The organism is Hyalangium gracile (assembly GCF_020103725.1).
In the GTDB taxonomy this organism is placed as follows: domain Bacteria; phylum Myxococcota; class Myxococcia; order Myxococcales; family Myxococcaceae; genus Hyalangium; species Hyalangium gracile.
In genome coordinates this window covers 1-26,604 of the sequence record NZ_JAHXBG010000007.1, presented here as the reverse complement: position 1 = coordinate 26,604, position 26,604 = coordinate 1, and the positions used below count along the sequence as shown (strand labels likewise).

At 68.4% G+C, this 26,604-nt stretch carries 26 protein-coding genes; 8 read left to right on the top strand and 18 right to left on the bottom strand.

Going from position 1 to position 26,604, the window contains the following annotated elements:
• Window positions 1-10 precede the first annotated feature (10 nt).
• From KY572_RS15350 to KY572_RS15325, 6 genes are all read right to left on the bottom strand, one after another.
• On the bottom strand, window positions 11-1,723 hold the full coding sequence (locus tag KY572_RS15350) for a response regulator (RefSeq protein ID WP_224243369.1): 1,713 nt from the start codon (window positions 1,721-1,723) through the stop codon (window positions 11-13).
• A complete protein-coding gene (locus KY572_RS15345) occupies window positions 1,720-2,109 on the bottom strand; it encodes a response regulator (protein ID WP_224243368.1) in 390 nt (129 codons plus the stop codon). Before KY572_RS15345 ends, KY572_RS15350 begins: the two co-directional genes overlap by 4 nt.
• The gene (locus KY572_RS15340; protein WP_224243367.1) at window positions 2,106-3,620 is read right to left on the bottom strand and encodes an ATP-binding protein; all 1,515 of its coding nucleotides are present in this window, start codon (window positions 3,618-3,620) and stop codon (window positions 2,106-2,108) included. The genes KY572_RS15345 and KY572_RS15340 overlap by 4 nt, the downstream gene beginning before the upstream one ends.
• Window positions 3,617-4,198 carry a YfiR family protein gene (locus KY572_RS15335; protein ID WP_224243366.1) on the bottom strand — a complete coding sequence of 194 codons (582 nt, stop codon included), beginning with the start codon at window positions 4,196-4,198 and terminating at the stop codon, window positions 3,617-3,619. Before KY572_RS15335 ends, KY572_RS15340 begins: the two co-directional genes overlap by 4 nt.
• A 327-nt stretch (window positions 4,199-4,525) precedes the next feature.
• Window positions 4,526-5,851 (bottom strand): MFS transporter, encoded by a 1,326-nt coding sequence (locus KY572_RS15330; protein WP_224243365.1) that lies wholly within the window; start codon window positions 5,849-5,851, stop codon window positions 4,526-4,528.
• Window positions 5,852-5,915: 64 nt separating this feature from the next.
• Window positions 5,916-6,872, bottom strand: a complete 957-nt coding sequence (locus KY572_RS15325; protein ID WP_224243364.1) for a DHH family phosphoesterase — start codon at window positions 6,870-6,872, stop codon at window positions 5,916-5,918.
• A 303-nt stretch (window positions 6,873-7,175) separates the two neighbouring features.
• On the opposite strand from KY572_RS15325, the gene KY572_RS15320 reads away from it, so the two are divergent.
• Window positions 7,176-7,382 carry a hypothetical protein gene (locus KY572_RS15320; RefSeq protein WP_224243363.1) on the top strand — a complete coding sequence of 69 codons (207 nt, stop codon included), beginning with the start codon at window positions 7,176-7,178 and terminating at the stop codon, window positions 7,380-7,382.
• A gap of 29 nt (window positions 7,383-7,411) precedes the next feature.
• Here the strand turns inward: KY572_RS15320 and KY572_RS15315 are convergent, their stop codons facing one another.
• Window positions 7,412-7,660, bottom strand: a complete 249-nt coding sequence (locus KY572_RS15315; protein ID WP_224243362.1) for a hypothetical protein — start codon at window positions 7,658-7,660, stop codon at window positions 7,412-7,414.
• A gap of 146 nt (window positions 7,661-7,806) precedes the next feature.
• Between KY572_RS15315 and KY572_RS15310 the strand changes: the two genes are divergently transcribed.
• Both KY572_RS15310 and KY572_RS15305 read left to right on the top strand, forming a co-directional pair.
• Complete coding sequence (locus tag KY572_RS15310) at window positions 7,807-8,604, top strand: TatD family hydrolase (RefSeq protein WP_224243361.1); 798 nt, start codon at window positions 7,807-7,809, stop codon at window positions 8,602-8,604.
• 27 nt (window positions 8,605-8,631) lie between these two features.
• Window positions 8,632-9,531, top strand: coding sequence for a tRNA threonylcarbamoyladenosine dehydratase (locus KY572_RS15305; RefSeq protein WP_224243360.1), 900 nt, complete (start codon window positions 8,632-8,634; stop codon window positions 9,529-9,531).
• A gap of 18 nt (window positions 9,532-9,549) precedes the next feature.
• Here KY572_RS15305 and KY572_RS15300 read toward each other — a convergent pair whose 3' ends face one another.
• The 3 genes from KY572_RS15300 to KY572_RS15290 all read right to left on the bottom strand — a co-directional run bounded on the left by KY572_RS15300 (window position 9,550) and on the right by KY572_RS15290 (window position 13,568).
• Window positions 9,550-10,983: a sensor histidine kinase gene (locus tag KY572_RS15300; protein WP_224243359.1), complete on the bottom strand. Its 1,434-nt coding sequence runs from the start codon at window positions 10,981-10,983 to the stop codon at window positions 9,550-9,552.
• Window positions 10,984-11,310: 327 nt separating this feature from the next.
• Complete coding sequence (locus KY572_RS15295; protein ID WP_224243358.1) at window positions 11,311-12,237, bottom strand: hypothetical protein; 927 nt, start codon at window positions 12,235-12,237, stop codon at window positions 11,311-11,313.
• Between the two features lie 140 nt (window positions 12,238-12,377).
• Complete coding sequence (locus KY572_RS15290) at window positions 12,378-13,568, bottom strand: epoxide hydrolase family protein (protein ID WP_224243357.1); 1,191 nt, start codon at window positions 13,566-13,568, stop codon at window positions 12,378-12,380.
• Between the two features lie 92 nt (window positions 13,569-13,660).
• On the opposite strand from KY572_RS15290, the gene KY572_RS15285 reads away from it, so the two are divergent.
• Window positions 13,661-14,437 carry a TetR/AcrR family transcriptional regulator gene (locus KY572_RS15285; RefSeq protein ID WP_224243356.1) on the top strand — a complete coding sequence of 259 codons (777 nt, stop codon included), beginning with the start codon at window positions 13,661-13,663 and terminating at the stop codon, window positions 14,435-14,437.
• A gap of 78 nt (window positions 14,438-14,515) precedes the next feature.
• Here the strand turns inward: KY572_RS15285 and KY572_RS15280 are convergent, their stop codons facing one another.
• Window positions 14,516-15,691: a YARHG domain-containing protein gene (locus KY572_RS15280; protein WP_224243355.1), complete on the bottom strand. Its 1,176-nt coding sequence runs from the start codon at window positions 15,689-15,691 to the stop codon at window positions 14,516-14,518.
• 52 nt (window positions 15,692-15,743) lie between these two features.
• Complete coding sequence (locus KY572_RS15275; protein WP_224243354.1) at window positions 15,744-15,929, bottom strand: hypothetical protein; 186 nt, start codon at window positions 15,927-15,929, stop codon at window positions 15,744-15,746.
• 352 nt (window positions 15,930-16,281) lie between these two features.
• Between KY572_RS15275 and KY572_RS15270 the strand changes: the two genes are divergently transcribed.
• Window positions 16,282-16,656, top strand: coding sequence for a hypothetical protein (locus KY572_RS15270; protein ID WP_224243353.1), 375 nt, complete (start codon window positions 16,282-16,284; stop codon window positions 16,654-16,656).
• Window positions 16,657-16,690: 34 nt separating this feature from the next.
• On the opposite strand, the gene KY572_RS15265 is transcribed toward KY572_RS15270, so the two are convergent.
• The gene (locus tag KY572_RS15265) at window positions 16,691-17,080 is read right to left on the bottom strand and encodes a YbaN family protein (RefSeq protein WP_224243352.1); all 390 of its coding nucleotides are present in this window, start codon (window positions 17,078-17,080) and stop codon (window positions 16,691-16,693) included.
• A 180-nt stretch (window positions 17,081-17,260) separates the two neighbouring features.
• Here KY572_RS15265 and KY572_RS15260 point away from each other — a divergent pair, with 180 nt between their 5' ends.
• The gene (locus KY572_RS15260) at window positions 17,261-18,226 is read left to right on the top strand and encodes an aldo/keto reductase (protein ID WP_224243351.1); all 966 of its coding nucleotides are present in this window, start codon (window positions 17,261-17,263) and stop codon (window positions 18,224-18,226) included.
• On the opposite strand, the gene KY572_RS15255 is transcribed toward KY572_RS15260, so the two are convergent.
• The gene (locus KY572_RS15255) at window positions 18,223-19,119 is read right to left on the bottom strand and encodes a LysR family transcriptional regulator (RefSeq protein ID WP_224243350.1); all 897 of its coding nucleotides are present in this window, start codon (window positions 19,117-19,119) and stop codon (window positions 18,223-18,225) included. The genes KY572_RS15260 and KY572_RS15255 overlap by 4 nt on opposite strands.
• 119 nt (window positions 19,120-19,238) lie before the next feature.
• Between KY572_RS15255 and KY572_RS15250 the strand changes: the two genes are divergently transcribed.
• A complete protein-coding gene (locus tag KY572_RS15250) occupies window positions 19,239-20,312 on the top strand; it encodes an aldo/keto reductase (protein ID WP_224243349.1) in 1,074 nt (357 codons plus the stop codon).
• 65 nt (window positions 20,313-20,377) lie between these two features.
• Here KY572_RS15250 and KY572_RS15245 read toward each other — a convergent pair whose 3' ends face one another.
• Window positions 20,378-20,995 carry a TetR/AcrR family transcriptional regulator gene (locus KY572_RS15245; protein WP_224243348.1) on the bottom strand — a complete coding sequence of 206 codons (618 nt, stop codon included), beginning with the start codon at window positions 20,993-20,995 and terminating at the stop codon, window positions 20,378-20,380.
• 112 nt (window positions 20,996-21,107) lie between these two features.
• Between KY572_RS15245 and KY572_RS15240 the strand changes: the two genes are divergently transcribed.
• Complete coding sequence (locus KY572_RS15240; protein ID WP_224243347.1) at window positions 21,108-21,920, top strand: SDR family NAD(P)-dependent oxidoreductase; 813 nt, start codon at window positions 21,108-21,110, stop codon at window positions 21,918-21,920.
• A 267-nt stretch (window positions 21,921-22,187) separates the two neighbouring features.
• Here KY572_RS15240 and KY572_RS15235 read toward each other — a convergent pair whose 3' ends face one another.
• The 3 genes from KY572_RS15235 to KY572_RS15225 all read right to left on the bottom strand — a co-directional run bounded on the left by KY572_RS15235 (window position 22,188) and on the right by KY572_RS15225 (window position 26,407).
• Window positions 22,188-24,188, bottom strand: a complete 2,001-nt coding sequence (locus KY572_RS15235; protein ID WP_224243346.1) for an Ig-like domain-containing protein — start codon at window positions 24,186-24,188, stop codon at window positions 22,188-22,190.
• A 104-nt stretch (window positions 24,189-24,292) separates the two neighbouring features.
• Complete coding sequence (locus KY572_RS15230) at window positions 24,293-25,210, bottom strand: aldo/keto reductase (RefSeq protein WP_224243345.1); 918 nt, start codon at window positions 25,208-25,210, stop codon at window positions 24,293-24,295.
• Window positions 25,211-25,489: 279 nt separating this feature from the next.
• Window positions 25,490-26,407 (bottom strand): hypothetical protein, encoded by a 918-nt coding sequence (locus KY572_RS15225; RefSeq protein WP_224243344.1) that lies wholly within the window; start codon window positions 26,405-26,407, stop codon window positions 25,490-25,492.
• Window positions 26,408-26,604 lie beyond the last annotated feature (197 nt).

The window sequence follows — 26,604 nt, the reverse complement described above, 5'->3', positions numbered from 1 at the left end:
GCGCGCCCGTCTACTTGCCGATGACGGGCGGCAGGAGCACCCGGAGCGTGAGGCCGCGCCCGCTCTCGAAGCTCGTCGACACCTCGGCGCCGCCGCGGCGCAGCACCTGGTAGGACAGCGCGAGCGCGAGGTTGAGGCGCATGGTACGGCCGCCGCGGTCCAGCTCCACGCTCGGATCGAAGATGCGGTGGCGCTCGTCCTCGGTCAGCACCAGCGTCTCGTCCTGGAAGAGCACCACCGGCTGGGTACCTTCCAACGTGGTGAGGACCTTCAGCGCTCCGGTGCCCTGGGTCCGCTTCCGCTCGGTCGCGCAGAGGAAGGCCAGCAGGTTGAACAGGGCCGAGCGGAGCTCCTCCCTCGCGAGGAGCGCCATGCACGGCTGGGCCTCGGTGCTGACCTGGGCCAGGTGCCGCCGGGCCTGGCTCGGCAGTGCCTCCACGCAGTCCTGGAGCACCTCGTTGACGTCGACCGGCTCGGGAGTCGCGGCCTCCCGCAGGCTGGCGAGGCTCGCGAAGCCGGCCACGAGCTCGGAGATCCGCCTCACGCCTTCGAGCGTCTCGTCGATGGCCTCGCCGATCTCCCGGACGAGGTTCTCCGTCCGATCGCCGCGCTCGCCGGCATGGGTCAGGCCGCGGGCATGCTCCTGGGCCTGGGCCTCGGGCAGACCGCGGAGGTACAGGGCGGCGCTCTCCACCGCGCGCCAGAGCCCCCCCACCGCCGAGGAGTAGTCCTTCAGGGCATCGAGGTTCGCCCGCACGAAGGACAGCGGGTTGTTGACCTCATGAGCCACGGCGCCGGCCAGCTTGCCGGCCAGGGCCAGCTTCTCGGCGTGGACGAGCTGCTCGCGGGTGGCCATGAGCTCGGAGATCTTCTGGGCCAGCTCGTCATACAGGCGGGCGTTGTCCAGCGAGACGGCGAGCTGGCTGGCGAACACCGTGCCCCGCTCCAGCTCGGACAGGGCGAACTCCGGTGACGCCGAGCGGCGCAGCGCGACCAGGGCGCCCATGGTGCGGTCGCGCGCGATCAGCGGATACACGAGCGCGAAGGCATAGGCGTCACCCGCTCGGGTGGAGGTGACCATGGGGATGGAGGGAGCGGGCAGCCGGAGCGCCGAGTCGGAGTCGATCACGCGCTGGCCCAGCTCCGTGAGGAGCTCGGTGGAGGGGGTGGCCGCCTCCGTGAGCCGGTGGATGTCGAAGTCCTTGGAGTCCCCCCGCTGGAGCAGGAGGGCGACGTCATCGGCGCGCAGCACCCGCTGGGCCAGCGTCACCACCAACCGGACCAGGTCCGAGTGCTTGAGCGTGGACAGCAGCGCGCGGCTCGCCTCGTAGAGGGACACCACGCCCTGCAGGTGGTTCTTCTGCGTCGCCCGCTCCAGCAGGAGCTTCAGCTCCGCCGGATCATAGGGCTTCTGGATGTAGTCGTAGGCCCCGCGCTTCATGCAGGCCACGGCCGTCTCCACGCTCGCATAGCCGGTGGCGACGATCACCTCGATGTCCGGATCCAGCGCGCGCAGCGCCTCCACGGTCTGCATGCCGTCCATCCCCGGCATCTTGAGGTCCGTGACGGCCAGATCGAACTTCCGGCGCTTGAGGGCCTCCACCGCGGCGAAGCCGTTCTCGGCCGTCTCCACGTCGAAGCCTTCCTGGGAGAGCTCATACAGGAGCATGTCCCGGATGCCTGGCTCGTCATCGATGACAAGGACAGCGGCGCGTATGGTCATGGAAACTCTCCGGAAAGGGCGCGCTCGATCGTGCGGATCAGTTCGTCCAGTTCGACCGGCTTGAACAAGCAGGCCGCGGCGCCGAACTCGGTCACCCGCTGCTCGAAGGAATGGGACGCATCGGAGCTGCTGCTCACCACCAGGACCTTCTGGTGCGGCCGCAGCTCGCGGATCTTCTCGAGGACCTCGGGACCGCTCAGCCGGGGCATGTGGACGTCCAGGATGATGAGATCGAAGCTGCGCGCCTGGACGGCCTGGAGCGCCTCCCAGCCATCGCTGGCCGTCACGACCTCGAGCCCGAGCGGCTCCATCGTGAACTGGAAGAGGTCTCGGATGCCCTGCTCGTCATCCGCGACCAGGATGCTCTTCCCGGGCGGAAACGTCATGCGCTGACCGCCCCCGCCGCGGGGTCCACGGGCAGTGACACCGTCATCCGCGTGCCCTGCCCCGGGGTGCTGTCCACCTCGATGTCGCCCCGGTGCTGCTGGACGATCTCGTAGACCAGGCTCAGGCCCAGGCCCGTGCCCTCCCCCACGCCCTTGGTGGTGAAGAAGGGCTCGAAGATGCGGGGCAGCACGTCCGTCGGGATGCCCCCGCCCGTGTCCACCACCTCCAGGAAGACGCCTCCCTTCGGGTTCGGACGCGAGCGCACCGTCAGCGTCCCGCCGCCCTTCATCACGTCCAGGGCGTTGGTGCCCAGGTTCACCAGCACCTGCTGCAGCTGCGTCTTGTTGGCCTGGAGCGTGGGCAGCCCGTCGGCGAACTCCGTGATGAGCTTCACGCCCTGCGTCTTCGCCCGCGCCTCGATGAGGACGAGCGTGGAGCGCGCGAGCGCGTTCACGTCCACCGACTCGAAGTTCTTCTTCCCCGTCCGCGAGAAGGTCAGCAGCTCCTGGACCAGGTTCTTGCAGCGCAGCGCCTCGCGGACGATCGAGGTGACGGGCAGGCGCAGCGGATCCTTCTCCGGCACCCGCCGCTCCATGCCCTGCGCGAACCCGAGGATGACGGCCAGCGGGTTGTTGATCTCGTGCGCCACGCCGCCAGCGAGCTGCCCCACCGCGGCCATCTTCCGGCTCTGCACGAGCTGCTCCTGGGCATCCGCGAGCTGGCGGAGCCGCAAGGCCAGCTCCTCGTTGGCCTTCTGCAGCTCGCGCGTGCGCTCCTCGACGCGCGTCTCGAGCATGGCCTGGTTCTCGTGCTCCTGCCGCAGGAGCCGCTGGAAGGCCCTCGCGAGGATGCCGGACTCGTCCACGCGGTCGGCCGGCAGCTGGGACAGCGCCACGCGATCTCCCCGGGCGATGGCGTCGGCGATCCGCGCCATGGAGCGGATGGGCCGCACGAAGCCGGCCGCGACCAGGTACCCCAGGAGGATCATCACCGGCAGGAGCGCCCCGGAGGTCACCAGCGCCGCCCGGCCGATGGCGGCGGTCTGTCGCTGCTGCTCGGCGCGGGAGAAGGCGACGACCAGGGAGGCATGGAGCGTCTCGCTCACGGGCATGGCCACGTGCAGCAGGTGGTGCTCGTCCTTCGTCGTCAGGGCGCTGACTGGCAGCGGCACGACGGAGGCCGGGGGGATGGCGCCCCAGTGGGCCATGACGCTGCCATCCCGCGCGTAGATGACGGCGTAGGTGGCGTCCGGGCTCTTGGAGAGGGCACTGAGCCGCTCGGTGGCCGCCTCCGGGTTGTCGAACTCGATGGCCGCGGAGACCAGGGTGGCCATGACGGTGGCCAGGCTCGTGGCCCGCACCTTGAGGAGATCTCCCGTCTGGGACGTCAGCGAGCGGGTCAGCGACACCGACAGCACGAGCACCGTCACCAGCACCACGAGCGACACCAGGCTCACCAGCTTGACCTTGAGCGGCCTGGCGCTCACGAAGTTCTTCAGCGCGCTGATCATCGCAGCACCTCGCTCATGGCGAGCATCTCTGGCTCCAGCTCCGCGCCTTCGGCCTGGGCCTCGGGCAGGTTCACGAGCAGCGCCGCCTTCGTGCCCCGTCGGATGAGCCCGATGCTGAAGTGCTCTCGAATGTCGCTCTCGCGTCCAGAGAACGTCAGGATCTTCCTGCGCCGCGTGATGTCCATGAGTGTCTCCGAGACATCCGTGAGCCCCGGGCAGACGTAGGCGGCCGTCACCTGAGCGCGCGTGAGCTCCGCCTCGAGCTTCTCGGGCGAGGAGTACGGCAGGCCGATGACACGAACGGGGAGACCGCGAACCCGGACCGCGCGCGCGAAGTCTTGCAGCGCGGCGGTCATGTCGATCGCGTAGGCCGCGGACGCGACCTGTCCGTCGCGGTGGAGGACGGCGACCGTGACGGCCTCGCGCGCGCGCTGTTTCAAGGTCCGATCATAGGGAAGCACGCGGAGCAGCAGGGCCGCCTGCCGGCCAGGAGCCAGATCATCCGCGGCCCTGGCGATGGGAGCCCCCATCAGCATCGTCATCAGGAGCGTGGCCGCGCGGATCGGGAAGCACTTCATCTACACTCTCCCTAGCGCCAGTCCTCGCAACCCATCCGCTGGGGCCGAGGCGCCCTCGTGCAGCCCCATGTCTCATTGCTCAGTCCCATGCGCTGGCCCTCCTCACCGGTGTACGTGCTGTCGAGATTTTTTAAACAAGGGTGTATCACAAGACGACTCGTGCGCACCTAAAGTGAAACCACCGGAGCCAATTCGCCCCTTGATTACATGACTTGTTGTTCTTTCATGATGAACTGAAGGCAGATTGACACACGTGTCGACACATGGTTCAGCGAGAGGGCTGAGCCTCGGGTCAAGCCTCAGTGGCTGGTGAGGTGCGGACGCGGGCTACGAGGCACTCATCGCGGAGAAGCGAGCGCGGCCCACGAACAAGAGGTAGGCGGACACCCCGAGCCCTATCAGGCACACCGCCCCCACGTAGTAGGCGGGCGCCATGGGAGTCGTCTTGACCATGAGCTGCACCAGCGGTGGCGTCAGGCCGCCGAAGATGGCGTAGGCGACGTTGTATGAGAACGAGAGCCCCGAGAAGCGCACCGCCGCCGGGAAGGAGTGCACCATCACGGTGGGCACCACACCGACGACGCCCACGCACGCACCCGCCAGCACGTACAGCGGGACGAGGTGCTCCGGCTGCTGGGCCACGCCGCGATAGAGCAGGTACGACGCCGACAGCAGCGCCAGGCAGCCGGCGGCCAGGACCCGGCCCATGCCAAAGCGGTCCGTGAGCATGCCGAAGGCGATACACCCGAAGGTGAGGCTCAGCGTGGCCAGCGTGCCGGCCTCCAGCGCCCGCGTCGTGCTGACGCCAAACAGCGTCTGCACCAGCGTGGGCGTCATGAGGATCACCACCACGATGCCGGCGGTGAGCACCCAGGTGAGCAGCATCGACAGCGTGACGGAGAGGCCATGGCCGCGCAGCACGGCCTTGAGCGGCAGCTCCTGCACCAGGGCGCGACGCTGGCGCATCTCCTCGAACACCGGCGTCTCGGCCAGCCAGCGGCGCAGGAACACGGCGAAGAAGCCGAACACGCCACCGACGAGGAAGGGCACACGCCAGGCAAAGGCCTGCACGGCCTCCGGGGCGTAGAGCTTGTTGATCGCCGTGGCCACCAGCGAGCCCAGCAGGATGCCGAGCGTGAGGCCCGAGGTGAGCGTGCCGCACGCCAGGCCGACGCGGTGGTTCGGGACGTGCTCGGAGACGAACACCCAGGCGCCGGGCACCTCACCACCGACCGCCGCGCCCTGCATCATGCGCAGCACCAGCAGGGCCAGCGGCGCCGCGTAACCGGCGGTGGCGTAGGTGGGCAGCAGGCCGATCAGCAGCGTTGGCACCGACATCAGGAACACGCTCAGCGCGAACATGCGCTTGCGGCCCGTGCGGTCTCCAAAGTGCGCCATGATGATGCCGCCCAGGGGGCGCGCGAGGTAGCCGGCCGCGAACAGGCCCCACGTCTGCAGCTGGCGCAGCCACTCCGGCGTGTCGGGCGGAAAGAACAGCTGCCCGATCACCTTCGTGAAGAACACGAAGATGATGAAGTCGTAGAACTCCAGCGCACCGCCCAGCGCCGCCAGGGCGAGCGTCCTGACATCCCGCGCGGTGAGCGGCCGCGCCGCGATCGACTGCCCCGGTTCACGGGTCGACGGAGTCTGCATGGGGGGATGAGAGCGTGAACCCCACGAACCGGGCAAGGCTTTACGGGACTGTCGTCCGGCGGACTCAGGCGGACAGCTCGGCGAGGATCTCCCGGTAGGCGGCGCGGGCCTTCTCCAGCTCGCCCGGCTTGAAGCTCACCGCCGCCACCACCGGGTGGCCGCCCCCGCCGTAGCGCCCGGCGATGGCCGCCAGGTCATGCTTGCGCAGCTCCGGCCGCCACGGGTTCGAGCCCAGCGACACCTTGGCCCGGCTCGGCCCCTGCCCCACCCACAGCGTGTAGCGCGCCTCCGGGTACAGCGCGTAGGCGATGAACTTGTTCAGGCTGTCCACGCCCTCGTCCGCCAGATCGAAGAACACCACCCCGCGCTCGAACCTGGCCTTGGCCCGCACCTGCTCGATGTTGCGCTGGTGGCGCTCGAGCAGCGGCGCCAGCGGCTCGGCGATCAGCGGCGAGGCGGCGATCCGCGCCAGGGACTCCGTCTGCATCCGCTCGATGAGCTGGGGGATCAGGTCCGGCGACTTGTTGGCCTCCAGCACCGTCATGATGCGCAGCGCCGGCTCCTCCAGCGCCACCGCCATCCGCGGGCTCGGGAACTGCGCCCCGTCGATGATCTCCGCCCAGTGGATGAGGTCCGCCATCCCCGAGGCGTCCCACCCGAAGCGCTCCCGCGCCACGTCCGCCAGGTACTTCGTGCAGCTCTTGCGGTGCGGATCATGGAACTTGCGGCCGCTCGAGTCCGCGCGGAAGTGCGCCTCGTCCCCCGGCTGCTGGAAGGCGGAGACGTGATGGTCGAACCACCAGGTGAGCCGCCCGTCCTGGCTGTAGCGGAAGTCGACGATGGCGTTCTCGTCCCCGGTGAAGACCGCCGGATCGATGCCCTCCGCGCCCGGCTTATGAGCCAGCCCGCGGTACGTGAAGGTCGCGTCCGGCCGGAAGCGCTCCCGGTAGAAGCGCGTGAACACGGCCGCGCTGGCCGCCCCGTCGAAGCAGTTGTCGTGGAAGAGAACCTGAACGTTCATGGCGTTGAATGAAACGTTGAATCCTGGGCAGGAGGTTGAACGAAAGGTGGCAACGGAATGTGGCACCGCTGCCCCGGTTGAGCGGGAACTGTGGAAATTTTCCCTCCCGGTCTCAGTCCTTGGTGCGAGGTAAGTGTTCGATTTCCCACGAAATGGGGGCAACCAGGCGACTGGCCCGTTACTTGCTGGGTCTTAGGAGATCCACCCGGTGAACAACCCATGACGTCCAATGGGAGGAGCACCATGGCCAAGTCGGGGACAGCACGAAAGGGCGGTTCGGTCCGGCGCCAGGGGCGACGGGTGATGCCTGCGTTGCGGCGGGCAGTCCGTCGGGTGAAGCCCGCCCGGGCGAAGAAGAAGCGCTCGGCCCGGCCGGAGCCGCTCACCCTGGGAGAGCTCATCGCCGCGGCCTTCGACACGGCCGGTGGAGAGCTGCGCGAGGTCCTCAAGGTCGTCGCCTCGCCGCAGCTCGCCAAGGCGCTCGGGCGCCGCATCGTCCTGGTGTCCTGAGAGCCCGTGCGCGGCTGCGTCCCGAGCGACTACTCGATGACGTCGGCGGCGTAGAAGGGCTTCGTGGAGGGCTCACCCGCGAGCAGCCTCTGGAAGTCGTCGGCGTGCTCCGGGTTCACGAGGAAGGTTCCGGCGGGCGTCTCCAGACGCACCGGGTCGGCCATCTGCTCGCTGCCGTTCTCTCCCTGGAGCGAGGACTCCTGCGCCGTCACCGCGTGCTGGGACGCGGTGGCACAGCCTGCGAAGACCAGGAAGCAGAGCGCGGTGGAGAGCTTCATCCGTGTCCTCCCGAGGAAGGGCTCCGGGCTGCGGAGCGGGGGCGCCTCTCCTACGTCGACTCGTGCCCGCGTGACAAGCCCCCCAAACGGGCTCGACTGTGGACATATTCCGGGGGTCCGCTGGCGCTTCCGGCTCCTTGATCCCGATGATCGACACCCACTGCCACCTCGATGCCTCGCGGTTCGACCCGGACCGTCCCGACGTCCTCACCCGCGCGTGGGCCGCGGGCCTGGAGGGCATCGTGATTCCCGCCGTCGGCCCCGACACCTGGGAGCCGCTGCTGGAGCTGCCCCGGAGCGACGCCCGCGTGCAGGTGGGGCTCGGCATCCACCCCCAGCTGCTGCCGGAGCTGCCACCGGCGCAGGACGCGGAGCACCTGGAGCGGCTGGACGCGCTGCTGGCCCGGGGCGGCGCCGTGGCGGTGGGCGAGTGCGGACTCGATGGCCCTTCCCAGACTGGCGCGCCGCTGGAGCGACAGCTGCGGGTGCTGCGAGGGCACGTGGCGCTGGCGCGCAAGCACGGGCTGCCGGTGCTGATGCACTGCCACCGGCTGCACCCGGCGATGATCGAGTTCCTCAAGGAAGAGCCCCTCCCGGAGGCGGGCATCCTCATGCACAGCTACAGCGGAGGCGTGGAGCTGGCGCGCTTCTACGTGCAGCAGGGTTGCCACTTCTCCTTCGCGGGCCCGGTGACGTGGGCCGAGGCGCGCAAGCCGCTGGATGCCCTGCGGGCCATCCCCCCGGATCGGCTGATGGCGGAGACGGACTCGCCGGATCAGGCCCCCGCGCCCCACCGGGGGCAGCGCTCGGAGCCCGGCTATCTGCCCCGCATCATTGAGGGAATGGCCCGGGTGCTGGGCGAGCCCGTCGAGGCGCTTGCCCAGCGGACGACCGCCAACGCCCGCCGCTTCTTCCGGGAAGCCTTTCCCCCTCCTTCGCGGTAGGCAAGCGTCGCGTTATAGAGGGATTCCATGGACACGCAGCCCCCCACCGCCTCCGCTCCCGCCCCTGCCTCCACCCCGGCTCCGACCGCTCCCACGGCACCGGAGACGGGCGCCAACACGCTCGCCCGCCCCTTCAAGCTCTCGCGGCGGTTCGACCGGACCGGCCGCCTGCTTGGGGACCCATCGATGGAGCGGCTCGCGTCGGCCCGAGTCATCGTGTTCGGCGTGGGCGGCGTGGGCAGCTACGCCGTCGAGGGGCTGGTGCGCAGCGGCGTGGGCAACCTCACGCTGGTGGACCACGACGACGTGTGCGTGACCAACACCAACCGCCAGCTCCACGCCACGGTGAAGGGCGTGGGCAAGTCCAAGGCGGAGCTGATGGCGCAGCGCTGCAAGGAGATCAACCCGGACGTCCGAGTGGAGGCCAGGCGCGAGTTCTACCGCGAGGAGCTGGCCGAGCAGCTGCTGCAGCCGGGCCAGTACGACTTCGTGGTGGACGCCATCGACAACGTGAAGGCGAAGCTGCACCTGCTGCACCGCTGCGTGACGCTGGGCGTGCCGGTGGTCAGCTCGATGGGCGCGGCGGGCCGGTTGGATCCGACGGCCATCCGGGTGGAGGACCTGTCCGAGACGCACATGGACCCGTTCGCCAAGGACATCCGCAAGCTGCTCAAGCGCAAGTACGGGGTGGAGACGGACCGGCACACGGGCATCACCGCCGTCTACTCCATCGAGGCGCGGCGCCAGCCGGTGCCGCTGCGCTATGACGACGCGTCGGACGGCTTCCTCTGCGTGTGCCCGCAGGACAACGAGTTCCACACCTGCGATCACCGCACGCAGATCGACGGCAGCGTGGTCTTCGTCACCTCCGCCTTCGGGATGAACGCGGCGGGCGTGGTGGTGCGCCGGCTCGCCTCGACGCGCTGAGCGCCTCCTCTCCGCCGCTCAGTGATGGACCTCCGGCGGCCGGGGGAGCGGAGCGTCATCGCCCTCCTGGGGAGACTCCCAGGAGGAGCCTGCCCGTGGGAGCTCGAACCAGAAGGTGCTCCCCTTCCCACGCTCGGAGGCGACGCCCACGCGCCCTCCATGCCCCTCGGCCAGCCGCTTCACGGTCGCCAGCCCCAGCCCGAGCCCCTCCGCGCCGCCACTTTTCACACGGAAGTACGGCTCGAACAGGGAGGGCAGGTTCTCGGGGGGAATCCCCGGGCCCGTGTCGCAGACCTCCGTCCGAACGAAGGCGCCCTCATCCCTCACTCGAACGACGACCCGTCGGACCTCCGCGCTCCCCATGTATTTGATGGCATTGCGGAGCAGGTTGCCGAGCAGGCTCAAGTAGACCCCCGTGCTGCACGAGACGAGGACCGGGGGAACCGGCTCGCAGCGAAGATCGATGCCGAGCGGCTCTGTCTCGGCCGTGAAGCCCGCCAGCATGTCGGCAATGACCGTGCGGGGCTCGGTCCGAGCACCGGGATCCGGCCTGGCGCCGGAGCGTGCGAAGTCGAGCAGCGCGGTGGTGATCGCATCCGCCCTCGAGAGCCCCCGGATGATGCGGTTCACGGGCTCGCGGACCTTGTCCTCTGGATTCTTTCGGATCGCGAGCTCGGCGGCCATCCGGGCCGCTGACAGTGGGTTCCGGATGTCATGGGCGACGCGCCCCGCGAACTGCTCCAGCTCCGCGGCCCGCTCCTCGAGCGACCGGGTGTGTGCGTCGAAGAGCGCGCGGCGGGTGCGCGCCTCGCGGTGGAGCAACCACGCCACGACCACGGCCAGGATGCCGCAGACCGCATTGAGGCCGTTCGCGAGCCACGTGGTCCGGCGGCGGTTCTCATGGATGCTCGCCGCCAGCTCCCGGCCCCGGATGGCGTTGTACTCGATGGCACGCGTGACGTTCTCGAGGACACGCCCCCCCACCGGCTCCACCTCCTGAGCGAAGAGCGCGCTCGCCTCCGCCGCCGAGCTCGACTCGGCGGCCTTGCGCGCTCGTTTGACCGCGCTGTCGAAGCTCAGCCAGGACTCCTCCACGTCCATCCGGATCGACTGCTCTCCGGCGAAGACTGGAAGGATCAAGTACTCGTGCGTCCCCTTCTTCAAGCGCGCCAGGGCCTCATCCAGGGCGAGCCCCAGCTCGCGCCGATGGCCAGGCTCGTGGATGAAGCGCGAGAGGACCAGCTCGGTCTCCAGCACCGACCGACGGACGAGCGCCAGGTGCTCGATGCTCGGGGCCGAGTTGTAGATGATCTCCTCGGAGAGCGCCCCCACCGCCGCGGAGGAGCGCTGAACGATGATGTTCGCGGCCAGGAAGCTCCCCACGACGGCCACGAAGGCCAGGGTGAGCATCTTCCCGGAGAGATCGTTCCCAGGCGGCAGCGGAGAAGACATGGTCACTCCATGCGCGCGGCCCCTTTCCGAGTCAAGCGCGAGGGCCACGAGCCGTTCCATTTCCCTCACGCCTTCGTCAACGGCCAGACCAGCGGCACGAGGAGCGTCAACAGGACGAGCATCAACCCTGTCAGGGGAGTCCCCACGCGGAGGAAGTCCTGAAGCGGTAGCGACCGGGGCCGTACGATGCCACGAATGGCGCCTCTCGTCAGGACGAGCCCTGCGTCCCCTCGACGGCGCCCCACGGAGAAGGCATTCGGTCTGACCCGTGCTCGCTCGGCCAGCGGAGCAACCCACGCCGCTGGCCGAGCGGAGGCTGTTGGAACTCTACGGCTTGAGGATCCACTCGGAGAACTCGAGGTTGTCGAGGATGAAGTCCTTCGAGAGCGAGTCCCCCCGGAACACGAGCCGTACGGAGTCCACGTTGTTGTGGGCACCGAACGCATCGAGGGGAATGCGGATCGTCCCCATGTGACGCAGGGTCGGCGTGTTGGAGGCGGTGCACCCGAAGCCCGCGCAGATGGAGGTCGGCTGCGCGATCGGGCCGTGATCAGCCACCCTGAGTTCGGGGGACCAGACGCCTCCGTTGCGGAGCTGGACCCTGAGGTCATCGCTGGCCGTGCCACTCCCCTGCCCCAGTCGAAGGCTCAGCCACTTGAAGGAGGAGGCGTCACGCTTTCCGCTCGGGATGGCCCAGAGGGCGTAGCTGGCCTCGGAGGCGGCCGTCACGCGCAGGGCCCGCGTCTTGTTCGCGTAGAGGGTGGGGCTGGAAGCCAGGTTGAGCACCTCCCCGTTGATGCTCCCGCCGAGGGTCACTCCGTCCCCGATCGTGCTCAGGCCGAGGGAGCCATCCTCGAAGTGATCGATCACGCGGCGGTAGAACCCGTCGCTGTACTGGCTGACGATCTTGCCGGACCAGCCGTTCGGCACGGCGTTGCCGCGGATGTAGTCCTCGTACCACGTCACGTCGTTCGAGTTGTGCGCCTTGAGGAACGACAGGACATAGCCCCGCGTGAGCGCTCGCTGGTTCTCGTCGAGGGCCACCCCGTCAGTGAACCCCGCGTGGCTCGCTCCGCCGATGAGCTTCATGGCCTTGTAGAGCACCTCGTTGTTCCACGTCGTGTCGAACTGCGGGCCCTCGTCGCCCGCGTTGTCGTACTGCCGGTAGACCCCGGACGGATCCACGTCTCCGTCCCGCGTGCCAAACACCGACAGGTAGCCCGTGGCCGCCGACCTGCCACGCCCTCTCTGCACGGGGCGTGCTCAGGCACGAAGGCCGAACGCATCCGCCTCTGATGGAGGGGTTGCGCGCGCGGGAGCGACGCGACGAGGAGGGACCGGCAACTCTTGCCGGCAGCCGTTGCCAGCAGCGCTTGCCTGGACAGGCGGATGGCTCAGCGCAGGCGTCCGAAGAACTCGCGCACGTCCTGGATGAAGAGGTCGGGCTCCTCCATGGCGGCGAAGGTGCCGCCGCGGTCGAACTCAGACCAGTGCACGATGTTCTTGTTGTCCCGCTCGGCGAACCGGCGGATGGGCCGCAGGATGCCATGGGGGAACACCGCCACGCCGGTGGGCACCGTGGACGGCTTCACGTCCACCTCGAGGTCCGCCTGCTCGGGCGAGTCCGGCGTCTCCACGAAGGAGCGGGCCGCCGAGCCTGCCGTGTTCGTGAGCCAGTACAGCATCACGTTCGTCAGCAGGCGGTCCCGGCGGATCGCGTCCTCCGGGGTGGTGGTGCAGTCGGTCCACTCCTTGAACACCCCGATGATCCACGCGAGCTGGCCGACCGGAGAGTCCGCCAGCCCATACGCCAGCGTCTGGGGCCGGGTGGACTGGATCTTCTTGTAGCCGTACAGCTCGCGCATGTAGTGCTCGCCGAACGCCATCCGGGCCTGATCGACTTCGCTCAGGCCCACCATCTCGGCAGGGTCCCCCGACGGGAAGGTGATGAACCCGTTCGCGTGCACGCCGATGACCTGCTCGGGAGCGACCAGCCCCAGCTCGCGCGAGATCCAGGTGCCCCAGTCGCTGCCCTGGGCGCCATAGCGCGAGTAGCCGAGCCGCTTCATCAGCTCGGCCCAGGCCCTGGCCACCCGGCGTGAGCCCCAGCCCACCTCGCGGGTGGGCCCGGAGAACCCGTAGCCCGGCAGGGACGGGATGACCAGGTGGAACGCCTGCGCGGACGTGCCGCCGTGCGCTCGGGGCTGGGTGAGCGGCCCGATGACGTCCAGGTACTCCACGACCGAGCTCGGCCAGCCATGCGTGAGGATGAGCGGCAGCGCGTCGGGCTCGGGCGAGCGCACGTGCAGGAAGTGAATGGTCTGCCCGTCGATCTCGGTGGTGAACTGCGGGTGCTGGTTGAGCGCGGCCTCGTGGGTGCGCCAGTCGTAGGCGGTGCGCCAGTACTCGGCCAGCTCCTTCAGGTAGCTCACGGGCACGCCCTGGCTCCACCCCAGCCCTGGCACCTCGTCCGGCCAGCGGGTACGGCCCAGCCGGGCTCGCAGGTCATCCAGCTCGGACTGAGGCACCTCGATGCGGAACGGCTGGAGCTGCGGCTCCCTCTTCACGGACACGGTCGAATGCATGGCAACCCTCCTACTCCGTACACCGTACGGAGTAACCATGCCTGAAACTCCGTTCGATCTACAGAGTTTCTGGACGGGGCCATAATGCCGGGGTGAGCGAGTACAGCGGCAGCGGTGATCCTCAGCGGAGCATGGAGCTGTTGTGGGGGCTTCAGCAGCCTCCGAAGCGCGGCCCCAAGCAGCGCCTGACGGTGGAGCAGATCAGCCAGGCGGCCATCCGGGTGGCGGATGCGGAGGGCCTCGCGGCGCTGTCGATGCGGCGGGTCGCGGACGCGCTGGGGGTGGCCCCCATGTCGCTGTACACCTATGTACCGAGCAAGGCGGAGCTGATCGACGTCATGCTGGACGCCGTCTACGGCGAGCTGCCCAGGCCCGAGAAGGTGGCCGGGGGCTGGCGCGCCAGGCTCGAGCGGATCGCCCGGGAGAACTGGGCGCTCTACCACCGCCACCCCTGGATGCTGCAGATCGCGATGAGCCGCCCGGTGATGGGGCCCCACCTGATCGCCAAGTACGACTACGAGCTTCGCGCCGTGTCGGAGCTGGGCCTCACGGAGGTGGAGATGGACTCCGTGGTCAGCCTCGTCAACGGACACGTCGAAGGGGCCGCGCGCCGCGCGGTGGAGGCCACCCAGGCCGAGCAGCACACCGGCATGTCCGATGCGCAGTGGTGGGAGGCCCACGCTCCGCTGCTGGAGAAGGTCTTCGACGCCAGCCGCTATCCCACCGCCGCCCGGGTCGGCGCGGCGGCGGGGGCTGCGCATGGCTCCGCCTACAATCCCGAGCTCGCCTTCGAGTTCGGGCTGCAGCGGGTCCTCGATGGCATCGCGGTCTTCATCCAGGCGCGCTCCGAGCAGCTGGCGCGGAAGTAGCGGCGAGGTGGCCCGTCGGGCTCCCGTGTCTGCCTTCGCTGTCTTCGTCTCCACCCGCCCGGGGTGGCCGCGGCCTCATCAGGCCGCGTGCACGGGTGCGATGGACCCGTCGACGTCCTCCGCGCTGGACGGGTTGTCGACCGCGAAGTCCTTGTCCTTCAGCGCGCCGCCGAACTCCCCCTCCACCTGACGGATGAGCTCGATGTTGCGCTTGTCCGTCTTCGTCAGGCGCTTGTCGGAGTAGGCCGGATCCGGCTTGTACCAGGGCATGTGCTCGAAGTGCTCCTGGAGCAGCTCGGATTTGAAGGAGCGCCCGCGCCTGGCGAAGATGGTGTTGCGCAGCAGTCGCAGATCCCGGAGCGACAGCTCGCGCAGCTCCTTCACCGACAGCACCTTGTCCAGTGAGGCCACCGTCTGCTCGCGCCGATCCGTGTCGACGGCGAACTCCCCCATGGCGCGGCTGATGAGCCCCAGCTCGATGCGCTCCTCGGCCGAGAGCTTGCTCAGATCGGGCGAGACCGGTTTGTTGTCCTCGGCTTCCAGGATCGAGGGGGGCGAGGGGGAGTGGTACCTGCAGTCCTTGGAGGCAAAGGCATCCTTCTCGAACTTCTCCTCCCACACGCGCTTCATCTCCCACTCTTCCTTGGGAGGGGCCCGGGACTCGTCCACCTCGCACGCGGTGATGAACTCGCCATCCTTCGCCTGGTAGAACGGGATGTCGCCCCACCACTTGCCGGCCTTGGCGAGCAGCGGATCCCGCATCTGCTCCAGGTCGGCGTAGCGCAGGCTCATCTCGGCCTGGGCGATGAGCTCGACGTTGCGGCGATCGTTGGGGCCCAGTCGCTTGTAGGAGAACTTCGGATCGGGCTTGTACCAGGGCTGCTTCTGAAAGTGCTCGCGCAGCCACGGCTTGCGGAAGCCGCCCCAGCCATAGCGGGCGAAGATGGTGTTGCGCAGGATGGACAGCTCGCGCAGCGAGAGCGCCTCCAGGCGGGGATTGCCCTTGCAGACGATGTACGTGGATGGCTCCACGTCGCCGGGATCGAACGTCCAGGCGCCCAGCTTCTCCTCGGTCATCTCGTCTTCACGGTGGACCGTGGTCCTGCCTTCCTTCCACCCACGCACGGCCTCGCAGGGGAAGACCGTCTCCGAATATCCGGGGATCTGATTGGCCGGAGCGGGGACGTACTCCGGAGGCTGCTCCGCCATGGCGGGGGCGGCGAGGACGAGGGAGGCCAGAGCGAGGAGACGCATGGAGCCACGATAGCTCTCCGCGCTCGTTTCCGAACAGTGTCGGAAATACTCCTCAAGGGCTTCTGCCACCCTTACGGCTCGCCTCCCACTGACGGACCTGCTTGACGCTCCCCCAGTCGAGGAACTTCAGGGTGCCCTTCTGGCGGCGATCGTACTCCTCGGGGCTCGGCTCGCCCTTGACTTCACGGGTGAGCTTCAGGGCTCCGGAGTCCACCGAGAAGAGCTGATCCCAGGCCACCAGCGCAGCCTGGCCAGTCAGAGGCCGATATGACCCGGCTATCCTGGGCCCTCGAGGTCCTCCAGATGGAAGCCACTCGCCCGTAAGCCGGAGCGGACAGGCTTGCCTGCGACACGGTGAGGTGCTTCAACCCGCCTCACCGTGTCGAGAGCGCGCTTCGATGGGAGGACAGGTTGATCCGATTCGTCGCCGACGGCGATCGGGGCCGCGTGCTCGGCATCGGGCTGTCCTTTGGCAACCTGGATGAGCTGCGGCGTGACCGCCCCATCGTCTTCGAGCTCTCTTCCTACGGCAGCTCGGGCCACCTGATGGGGTGGGACCGGTGCGCCGGCGGCTACACCGGGACGCAGCCGTGGACGAGGGGTACCCGCCTCGCCCCTATCGCCTCACGTACATCGTGGACGCGTGGACCGATCCCGTGTTCGCCGAGAAGATCGCCCGCGCGCGGCCTGACGAGCCCATCGAGCTGGGGAGCGACTCGTACACACCGGGTACCGTCACCGGACGCCTGTGGGTGTGGGGCCTCGAGGAGCGCGCGTTCGTGTGCGCCAGTCCGCCGGTGACGTCGGAGACTCCGCCGCTCACGCTTCGCAGACAGGCGCCTGGCAACCCCAAGGACATCTGGGATGAGCCTCTGCACAAGGCTCGCGTCGAGACCTTGCTCGCTGGAGTGAGGGCCGCCGCCGCTCGGCTCAGCTCGGTTCGCGTCGGCCCGCCCGGCCCCTGACTTCCGGACGGCGCATCCCGTTCCTGCGTGAGGCTCAGGAGCGTGGGCGACTCGGCCGGCTGAGCACGTACGTCGCGCCGATCAGCATGGACGCCCCGGCCATGGCCAGCACATGCCACTTCACGCGGGCGACGAACGCCATGAGCGACAGGCTCACGATCATCGTGCTGATCGCGGTGACCTTCACCTTGACCGGCACGATGCCGTGCTCATGCCACTCCTGGAGCCGAGGCCCGAAGCGCGGGTGCGTGTACAGCCAGTGATGGAAGCGGCGCGAGCTGCGCGAGAAGGCCCACAGCGCGACGAGCATGAAGGGCGTCGTCGGCAGCAGCGGCAGGAACGCCCCCAGCGCCCCGAGGCCGAAGCACACGAACCCGAGCGCCATGAAGAGGTGCCGGAACCGCGGGTCCCAGTTCTCCTTCATTCCAGGCGGTGGTCTCTGCTCCGGACTCGACATGTCCCCTGACCCTCGCCGAAGACCGGACGACCGGCAAGTCCCCTCGAACAGCCGAGCGACCGGAAGCGGACGGATGGACGATGGCGCACCGATTCCCTGGAAGCTGGCGAGGTCCAGGAGCATGCTGCCCCCAAGGAGGGACACACCGTGCAGCGTCGAAGACTCGGGAAGTCGGACATCGAGATCTCCGTGGTCGGACTGGGGTGCTGGCAGTTCTCCGAGGGCTTCGGCCTGGTGGGCGGCTTCTGGGAGGCGCTGCCCCCCGAGACGGTCCAGGAGATCGTCGACGCCTCCCTGAAGGGCGGCATCAACTGGTTCGACACCGCCGAGGCCTACGGCCATGGCCGCTCGGAGCAGGCCCTGGCCGGAGCGCTCGAGCGCCTGGGCAAGAAGCCCGGGGAGGTCATCATCGCCACGAAGTGGCTGCCCCTCATGCGTGGTGCCTTGAGCATCACCGAGACGATCGACGAGCGCATCGCGTGCCTGAGCCCCTACGGCATCGATCTGCACCAGATCCATCAGCCCTTCGCGATCGCGACCATCGAGGCCCAGGCCAACGCCATGGCGGACCTGGTCAAGGCGAGGAAGATCCGCACCGTCGGGGTCAGCAACTTCTCCGAGAAGCGGATGCGCGCCATGCACGCCGCCCTGGCCCGCCGTGGCATCCCGCTCGTGTCCAACCAGATGCCCTACAGCCTGCTGGACCGGCGCATCGAGTCCAATGGCGTGCTCGCCGCCGCCAAGGAGCTGGGCATCACGATCATCGCGTACTCGCCGCTGGCCCAGGGCCTGCTCTCGGGCAAGTTCCACGACGACCCGACGCTCATCCGCAAGAGCCCGGGCCCGCGCAAGTTCCTGCCGAGCTTCCGCCCCCGGGGACTGGCGCGCACCCGCCCGCTCATCGACGAGCTCAAGAAGATCGCCACCGCCCACGGCGCCACGCCCTCGCAGGTCGCCCTCAACTGGCTGGCCCACTTCCACGGGGACACGGTCGTCGTCATCCCCGGCGCCACCAAGCGGCGCCACGCGGAGGAGAACGTCGGCTCCACGGCCTTCACCCTCTCGCAGGACGAGCTGCGCCGCATCGACGAGGTGTCACGGCAGGTCCGCTAGCGCGCCTGGCGTCTCAGGCAGTCGATGAAGGCCCTCAGCGTCGCCGGCACCTGCCGGCGGCTCGGGTAGTAGAGGTGGAAGCCTGGGAACCTCGGGGCCCAGTCAGCCAGCACGCGTTGGAGCCGGCCCGCCTCGATCCAGGGCCGCGCATGTTCGTCGAACACGTAGGCGATCCCCACCCCGTCGATCGCTCCTCGCAGGAAGAGCTCCGCGTCGTTGACGATCAGCGGACCGTCGACGGCGATCTCGAGCTCCTCTCCGTCCCGCTCGAACTCCCAGCGGTACAGGCTCCCGTTGGAGTTCCAGCGCCAGTTGAGGCAGCGATGCGCGTGCAGCTCTCGCGGATGCCTGGGGACTCCATGGCGCGCGAAGTACTGGGGCGAGCCGACCGCCGCCATCTCGAACTCGCCGCCGATCTTCACCGTCACCATGTCCTTCTCCACCGTCTCCCCCAGCCGGATCCCCGCGTCGAACCGGCCAGCGACGATGTCCGTCAACGCGTCCTCCACCGCGATGTCCAGGACGATGTCGGGATAGGCGGCGTGGAAGGGAGCCAGCAGCGGCGCCAGGAACTGCACGGCGGCAATCCGGGGAGCGTTGATGCGCAGGCTCCCGGAGGGCGTGTCGCGCAGCTCGCGCACCTGGGCCACCGCCGTGTCCAGCTCGGAGATGGCGGGCACCACCCGCGCCAGGAGCCGCTCGCCTGCCTCGCTGAGCGCCACGCTGCGCGTCGTGCGGTTCAGCAGGCGAGCCCCGAGCCGCTCCTCGAGCTGGCGGATCGTTTGACTGAGCGCCGAGGGTGAGATGCGCAGGTGGGCCGCCGCCCGGGAGAAGCTCTTGTGCTCGGCGACCGCCACGAAGGCCGTGAGCTCGGCGAACTCGGTGCCCCGCATTCTGTACCTCCTGCTTCAAAGCCCATTCCGATTATGCCCGATGATCTAAATAGCCACGCGCCCGCATCCTTCCCACCAGGAAGCGGTCGCGTGGAGCGGCCGCCCTTCGGGAGGTCGTCATGAGCACGAAGCTTTCTCTGGATACCTATCGCCTGCTGGGCCGCTCGGGCCTGCGCGTCTCGCCCCTGTCCCTGGGCACGATGACGTTCGGCTCCGACTGGGGCTGGGGCTCGAACGAGGCGGAGTCGCGCCGCATCTTCGATGCCTACGTCGATCGCGGCGGCAACTTCATCGACACCGCCAACAAGTACACCAACGGCACGTCGGAGCAGTTCGTCGGCAGGTTCGCGGCCGACAAGCGCGAGCGGCTGGTGCTGGCCACCAAGTACACCCTGTCGATGCGGCCGGGCGATCCGAACTCCAGCGGCAACCACCGCAAGAACATGCTCCGCTCGGTGGAGCAGAGCCTGGCGCGGATGCGGACCGACTATCTCGACATGCTCTACCTCCACGCCTGGGACGCCACCACTCCGGTGGAGGAGGTGCTGCGCGCGATGGACGATCTGGTCCGCTCCGGCAAGGTGCTCTACCTGGGCATCTCGGATACCCCGGCCTGGCAGATCTCTCGCATGCAGGCCATCGCCGACCTGCGCGGGTGGGCGCCGCTCGTCGCCCTGCAGATCGAATACAGCCTGATCGAACGCACGGTGGAGCGCGAGTTGATCCCCATGGCGAAGGAGATGGGCCTGGGTGTCATCCCCTGGTCCCCCCTGGCGAGCGGAGTGCTGACGGGCAAGTACTCGAAGGCCGATCTCGATGCGGGCGGAGAGACGGCCGGCGTGGTGAGCACGCGAAGGAACGTGGCCGCGGGCAACGGCTCGCTCACGGCGCGAGGGCTCGCCATCGCCGAGGTGGTGAAGGACGTCGCGGCCCGGATCGAGCGCACACCGGCGCAGGTGGCCCTCGCCTGGGTCTTGCGACAGCCCGCCGTCACCTCGCCCATCATCGGCGCGCGGACGATCGAGCAGTTGGAGGACAACCTCCGGGCTCTCGACGTCGAGCTGCCCGGGGACGCGCTCGCGCGGCTGCAGGAGGCCAGCGCCGTGGAGCTGGGGTTCCCGCACGACTTCCTCAATCGGCCGATGACGCGTGGGGTGATCTTCGGCGACACGAGGCTCTCACCGCGAGGGTGAGGCTCGCTCAGAGCGCATAGAGGTGGTTGCCGCGAACCGGTACTGGCCTCGCACATGTGGGCACATTACCGCTTCCCAGTGGAGCGCCGGGGCTTGACGCTCTGCCAGGCCAGCCCCGGCAGCGTGGCGCGCATCCACTCCGGATCGAGCGGCGCGCCCGCCAGGAAGCGGCGACACGCCTCGTGGCTCGGCCCCAGCAGCACCACGTCGAAGGCCAGGGGGGACCAGGGCGGGAGCTTCCCCTCGGCGATGAAGCGGCTCAGGTGGAGGACCACGGGCGCCAGCAACTCAGCCTTCCGGGCCTGCAACGCCTGGATGGCCTCCGCATCGGCGCCGAACTCGATCGCCGTGGCCTGGTACATGAAGCGCCCCTCCTCCGGGTGGCCGAGGATCCACTCGAGGTGGCCGTCCACCAGGGCGACCACGGCATCCTCCGCCCGCGCCGTCGGCTGCACCCGCTCGGCTAGATGCGCGAAGAGCCGTTCGAAGGTGCGCATCAGCAGAGCCAGGATGAGGCCCGGCAGCCCATCGAACAGGTGGTAGACGCTCGAAGGGCTCGCTCCCGCCTCGCGGCGGATCTCCTCGATGCCGGTGCCGAGCACTCCCTGCCTCACGAAGCACCGCAGCGCCGCGTCCAGGAGTGCGTCGCGGCGCTTCAGGCCGTCACGTCTAGCTGGCTCCATCCTCCCCCTACCCTAGTGCGGAGCCCGGTCCGGGGTCGACCACCCCCGTCGTGCCATCAAATGAAAGTGGAATAAACTTCCACTTTGAGGACCGGCCTGTCAGGCTTCGGGTATGGCTGACCTGATCCTCACCGGAGCTTCCCGCGGTATCGGCCACGCCCTGGCCCTGGCCCTCGCCGAGCGCGGCGATCGGCTCGTCCTCGTGGCGCGCGACCGCGCCCGCCTCGATGCCCTCGTCACCGCCGTCCAGCAGAAGGGTGGGAAGGCCGTCGCGGTGCCTGGAGACCTCTCGTCGCTGGCCGAGGCCCGGGCGCTCGGGCAGCGGCTGGCCGACGTCGTGAGCCCAGGCGCGACGCTCGTCCACAATGCCGGGCTGTGGCCGTCCAAGCGGGTGCTCACGCCCGAGGGCCTGGAGACGGCCTTCGTCGTCAACCACCTGGCGCCGCTCGTGATGCAGCGGCCATTGCTCGATGCCCAGCGCCTTCGCCGCATCATGGTGGTGAGCGCGGGCCTCATCATCAAGGGCCACTTCGATGCCGCCCGGACACCGACCGGCGAGGACTTCTCCAGCATCCGCACCTACTGCAACACCAAGCTCTGCTTCGCCGTGGCCATGCGTGAGCTCGCCGCCGCCTGGCCTGGAATCGACGTCGTCGTCCTCCACCCGGGCGTGGTGCGCACGGACCTGGGGGCGCGCACGGGCCCGATAGGGTGGCTCCTGTCGCTGGTGAAGCGCAGCTGGGAGTCCCCCGAGGTGTGCGCCGCGCGCCTTGCCCGAATCCTCGCCCGTGAGCGGTGGTCGCCCGCTGGCGAGGCCCGATGGCTCCTCGAGGAGAAGGAAGAGCCGTGGCCCGCCGTCGCCGAGGACGAGGCCACCCGGCGCGCGGTGCGGGAAACCACGGCCCGCCTCCTCTCCGCCGCGTGACCCTCCGGAGGGGGAAACACCCCCCTTCCGGGGCGGAGGCGCACCTTCACGCTCCTTGTAAGAGGCTGCTCAGCCTGGAAACGGGCACCGGGCCCGAGTCCGCACTCGCGCCCGGTACGCCCCCTGCCGGTCGCGCTCGGTCCGAACTGGTCTGCTTGTCATACCAGTTGGGGACCAGTTCGCGCCCAGGGCGCCTCCCTGGCCAGACCGGCCCCCTGGCACGGACATTTGCCTCCAGGGGGCATGAAACTCTTCGGACCTGCTCAATCAGTCGCAGATGAGCTTGGGGTAGCAGCTCGAACGGCAGTCGGACAGGCAGGTCTCCCCCGGGGAGCAGATGCCATCGCCGCACCTGACGCACCCCTCATCGACCAGCCCGTCGCAGTCGTTGTCGACCCCGTCACCGCAGGACTCTCCCGTCGAGCCCGTGGCGTCGGTGCAGGTGCCGTCACACTGGATGGTCCCCTCGCGGCACATGTCGCTGTCGCCGCCGTCGCAGGCCTGGCCCACGTTGCCAACACAGCCACCGTTGGACCACGCCGTGGCGAGGTGCTCGTTGAGCCAGTCCACCACCGACTTGCCGTAGCGACCGGGCTGCTGGGAGATGGCGCGGTGGGCGGCGTTGTACGAGTGGTGCCAGTAGTCGTCGAACGGGATGGCGCACGTGGGGCACGCCCGATCCAGCGCGCTGCGGGACGGAATGAAGGTGCCCGCGTGGCTGTGCTGGTCGAAGACTCCCTGCCAGATGAGATAGCTGCCCGCGACTCCGGTGAAGACGCTGTCGTGCTTGCTGCCCGGCTCGAGATCATCCGCGCAGACGCTGGTACCGCAGAAGCGCTCCAGGTAGTGCGCCTTGTCCGGGTACGCATTGATGTCGATGTTCAGCCAGTTGAAGCCGTAGCCGAACGTGTCCGCGCCGCGGTCGGGGCAGAGGTCCTCCACGTCCCCATTGAGATCCCGATAGTCTCCGTAGCACTGGCCCGTGCCCGTATCGAGCGTCCCCTGCGTCCAGGCGATCCGCTTCACGCCGGCCGGCCAGCCTGTTCCGTCGCCCAGCATGAGCACGGCGGGGCCGGCCGCGCAGGTGTGCGCGGTGGGCTCGACAGGCTCCCGGTCGTAGTAGGTGAAGGCCGTGCCCTTGTTGAAGAAGGCATCCCAGTGGGCATCGTTGCACTCGAGGTCCGTCGTCACCGGGCCGGTCGGCTTCAGCCGGCAGGAGCGCTGCAACATCTGCTCGACGGCGCAGGTGTTGAAGTTCTTCTCCTTCTCCTTCTTCTCTCTCCACATGGAGCGCTGGAGCTCGTTGGTCACCTGCGCGCCCCGCAGCGGCGCGTCCCCGGCCACGATGAGGTTGACCGGCAGCGCGGATGACGGGATGCCCAGCCGGGTCCGCCAGGCAGTGTCGGACGTCCAGCGGGCCGTGGCCACGCGCGAGACGAGCCCTCCCAGGGAGAAGCCCATCACCGTGACGGGCCGCGCGGCGCCATCGTGGGTGTGGGCTCGATGGATGGCCTGCGCGAACTCGGCGGCCTGCTCGTGCACGTTCTGGCCCGTCTGGTACGGCTGGAAGAGCCACACGTCGTAGCCCTGCTGGTACATGCGGTTGAGGATCGTGTTGGACCAGCTGCCCAGGTGAGACGGATGACCGTTGTACTGCGCCCACAGGCTGCCGGCCGAGCGCGGGCCGTAGAGCGGCTCGTCGGAGTTGAAGGGCTCGGCGACGACGATGGGCTTGTCATACGCGCCGCTCAGGTACAGCCGCAGGATGCCGCAGCCCGAGACTTCGCCGCAGACCGGGTAGGAGGCATTCGGAGCCGGCGCGTAGATCACCGTGTTCGTGAGCACCGATTCCACCTGGCTCAGCTTCCGGGTGTCTCCGATCGCCTTGGTGTCCGGAGGCCCCGAGCCCGCCTCGCACCGCAAGAGCCAGTCGCTCGCGGCTCCCTCCGCGCCCACGGTGACGCTCACGTATCCGGAAGCATCCGTGGAGCCCGTTGCGCGTTCGACCTCCAACAGCTCGAGCGACACCAGCTCGGCCGTCACGGTCACCCCCGACATGGGGCGCCCGTATCCATCCACCACCGTGTAGTTGCACGTTCCCTGGCGGTACCCATACGCGGCCTGCTCCGGCAGGGTGAGAGGTGCCAGCGCCGTGGCGGGAGCACTCGCGGACTCGGAAGCGGCGGCTTGCTCCGAGCCGCAGCTCGCCAGCAGCACCGCCAACCCCAGGGCAGGGGCAATGCGGAAGCAACACAGGTGCCAGTTCATGAACGGATTCCTCGTGAGAGAGCGCGCCGGGAGTGGCGCTCATCCTTGGAACGAGAAGCCCGGAAAAATGTCGCATCGCCCTGGCAGCGCCAGCGCAGGGCCCGCTAAGGCACCGGAGCTCCCGAGGAGGCGCTCCACACGGCGAACCAGTCCTGGATGTCCAGCTCCAACGAGAGCGCGCCCGCGACCGAGGTGATTCGCTCCAGCCGCTGGGTGCCCAGCACGGGGATGATCCGCGACGGGTGCCGCAGCAGCCAGGCGTAGACGAGCTGGTCCAGCTCCGCGCCGTACTTGCGCGCCAGCTCCGACAGCACGGCGCGCACCCGACTCTCTGCGCCCCCCTCGCCCTTCAACAGCCGACCGCCGGCCAGGGGAGACCAGGCCATGGGCGAGATCCGGTGCTGCAGGCACTGGTCCAGTGTCCCATCCAGGAAGGGCTCGAGCCGGAGCGGGTGGAGCTCCACCTGGTTCGTCACCAGCGGCTGATCGAGCCGGCTGGCCAGGGCATCGAGCTGCGCCGGAGTGAAGTTGGACACACCCAGGTAGCGGACCTTGCCCTGTGACACGAGTTGGCGCAGCGCCTCGGCGACTTCGTCCGGGTCCAGCAGCGGGCTCGGCCGGTGCAGGAGCAGCACGTCCAGGTAGTCCGTGGCCAGGTTCCGCAGCGAGTTCTCCACGGACGCGATGATGTGCTGGCGCGAGTAGTCGTAGTGCTTGATGCGGTTCTGGGGCCGCGCGGGGTCCACCAGCATGATGCCGCACTTGCTGACCAGCTCCATCCGCTGGCGCAGCCCGGGACTGGCACGCAGCGCGGCCCCGAAGGCCGCCTCGCAGCGATACCCCCCGTAGATGTCCGCATGGTCGAAAGTCGTGATGCCCTGATCCAGGCAGGTCTGGATCAGCGCCAGCACCCGCTGGGCGTCGGCGTCCTGCTCGTCGTTCAGCAGTCGCCACGCGCCGTACGCAAGCCGAGAGACCTCGGGGCCTCCAGGAGCCATCTTCACACGCAGGGGCAGACTCATGGCGGGCCACCCTACCCCGCACTCAGCAGGGATGCCCGCTCCGTGTGAAGGAGACCTGGTCCGTGTCAGCTATGATGCGGCCCTGTCCCTCCGCCGGAGGTCCGGGCCATGGTCTCTATCAACGACGTCGATGGTTTCCTGGCGGCTGTCAGCCACCGCATCCTCTCTCGATACGGTGGAACCCAGATCTTCCTCTTCGGCCCCCAGGGCGAGCCCTTCTGGGCCGCTCGCCTCCCCGTCCGCCCGGAGGAGTCCCACCAACTGTCCCAACAAAGAGCGCTAGAATAAGAGGCACTGCCCGGGATTACTCATGTCCGGAATACACACCGGCAACACAAGACGCGCATCAACAAGGTCAATCATCAACGAGTAGTTCTCATAGAAGTTGTTTTCGTTGGCAACGCGCAAAGGAGGAACCACATTGGCGCGAAGCTCAACCCTTACGCTCGTGTTGGGAGATACCCAGGCTCCGACCTCATACAAAGCCTTTTCATATCCTCCCGTAGAAGACTGAGCCCAGAACTCCCGCGTGGCGAGATCCTGCCATTGGCCATTTGCTGTCAGGTGCTGCAGGGCAAGGATGAACGACATAGGCTTCGAAGGAAGCCCACTCGGGGAATAAGGGGGGTTGGCGATGGCACTGAGCACCACCTGGCCACGAACATATTGGGGCCGGATGTGGCTGAAAAAGCCAGGCAACCGCATAAAGACGTGGTGGGGCACCGTGCTCACCAGTACCTTGCTGAACAGCCCAGTGCCCATGTTTGCCGAGTCCGAAGGGCAGGTGAGGACATGATTGCCAGAGCCGCTCAACATTCTCCCATCTGGCCACTCCCAGCGCTGAGTGCGGCAACCCGTATATGGATCGACGACACAAACCTGAGAGGCTGTGTATTTGAACCAGGAGTTGCTTGGCGCAGCGCCAGTCGGCGGCCCACAGGAGATAGCGCTCTCATTTGACCAAGGGGTATCGAGACTCTGGACCGTGCAACTGGCGTTGTTAGGCCGACTCGTCCAGCTGCACATGTCCAGGAAAACCTCTTCGGTGTACTGAGATCCGAACGTGGCTGCATCTTCGGAAGCATAGGAGAACCACATCGGCTGATCACGATTGACACGCTCTGCAAAAGCAATCTCCGGACACAGTCCGAAAACGATGAATGTGGCCAGAGCCATCAAAGGGCGGTGAATAGACATAACTAACTCCTCTTCGTTGGAGGTTCGTCAACCGCCATCGCGGAAAGAAACGGTTCCTTCCGTTCTGGAGCGGATGCGAATGCGTGTTGGTGAGCGGGCTTCTGTCGGGGCTTACCCGGATGTTGGCGGTCATCGTGGAGCGCGGAAATCGGGTCATCGGTCGCACGACGGCCCCACTCCCCGGGCGCCCGGAGTGG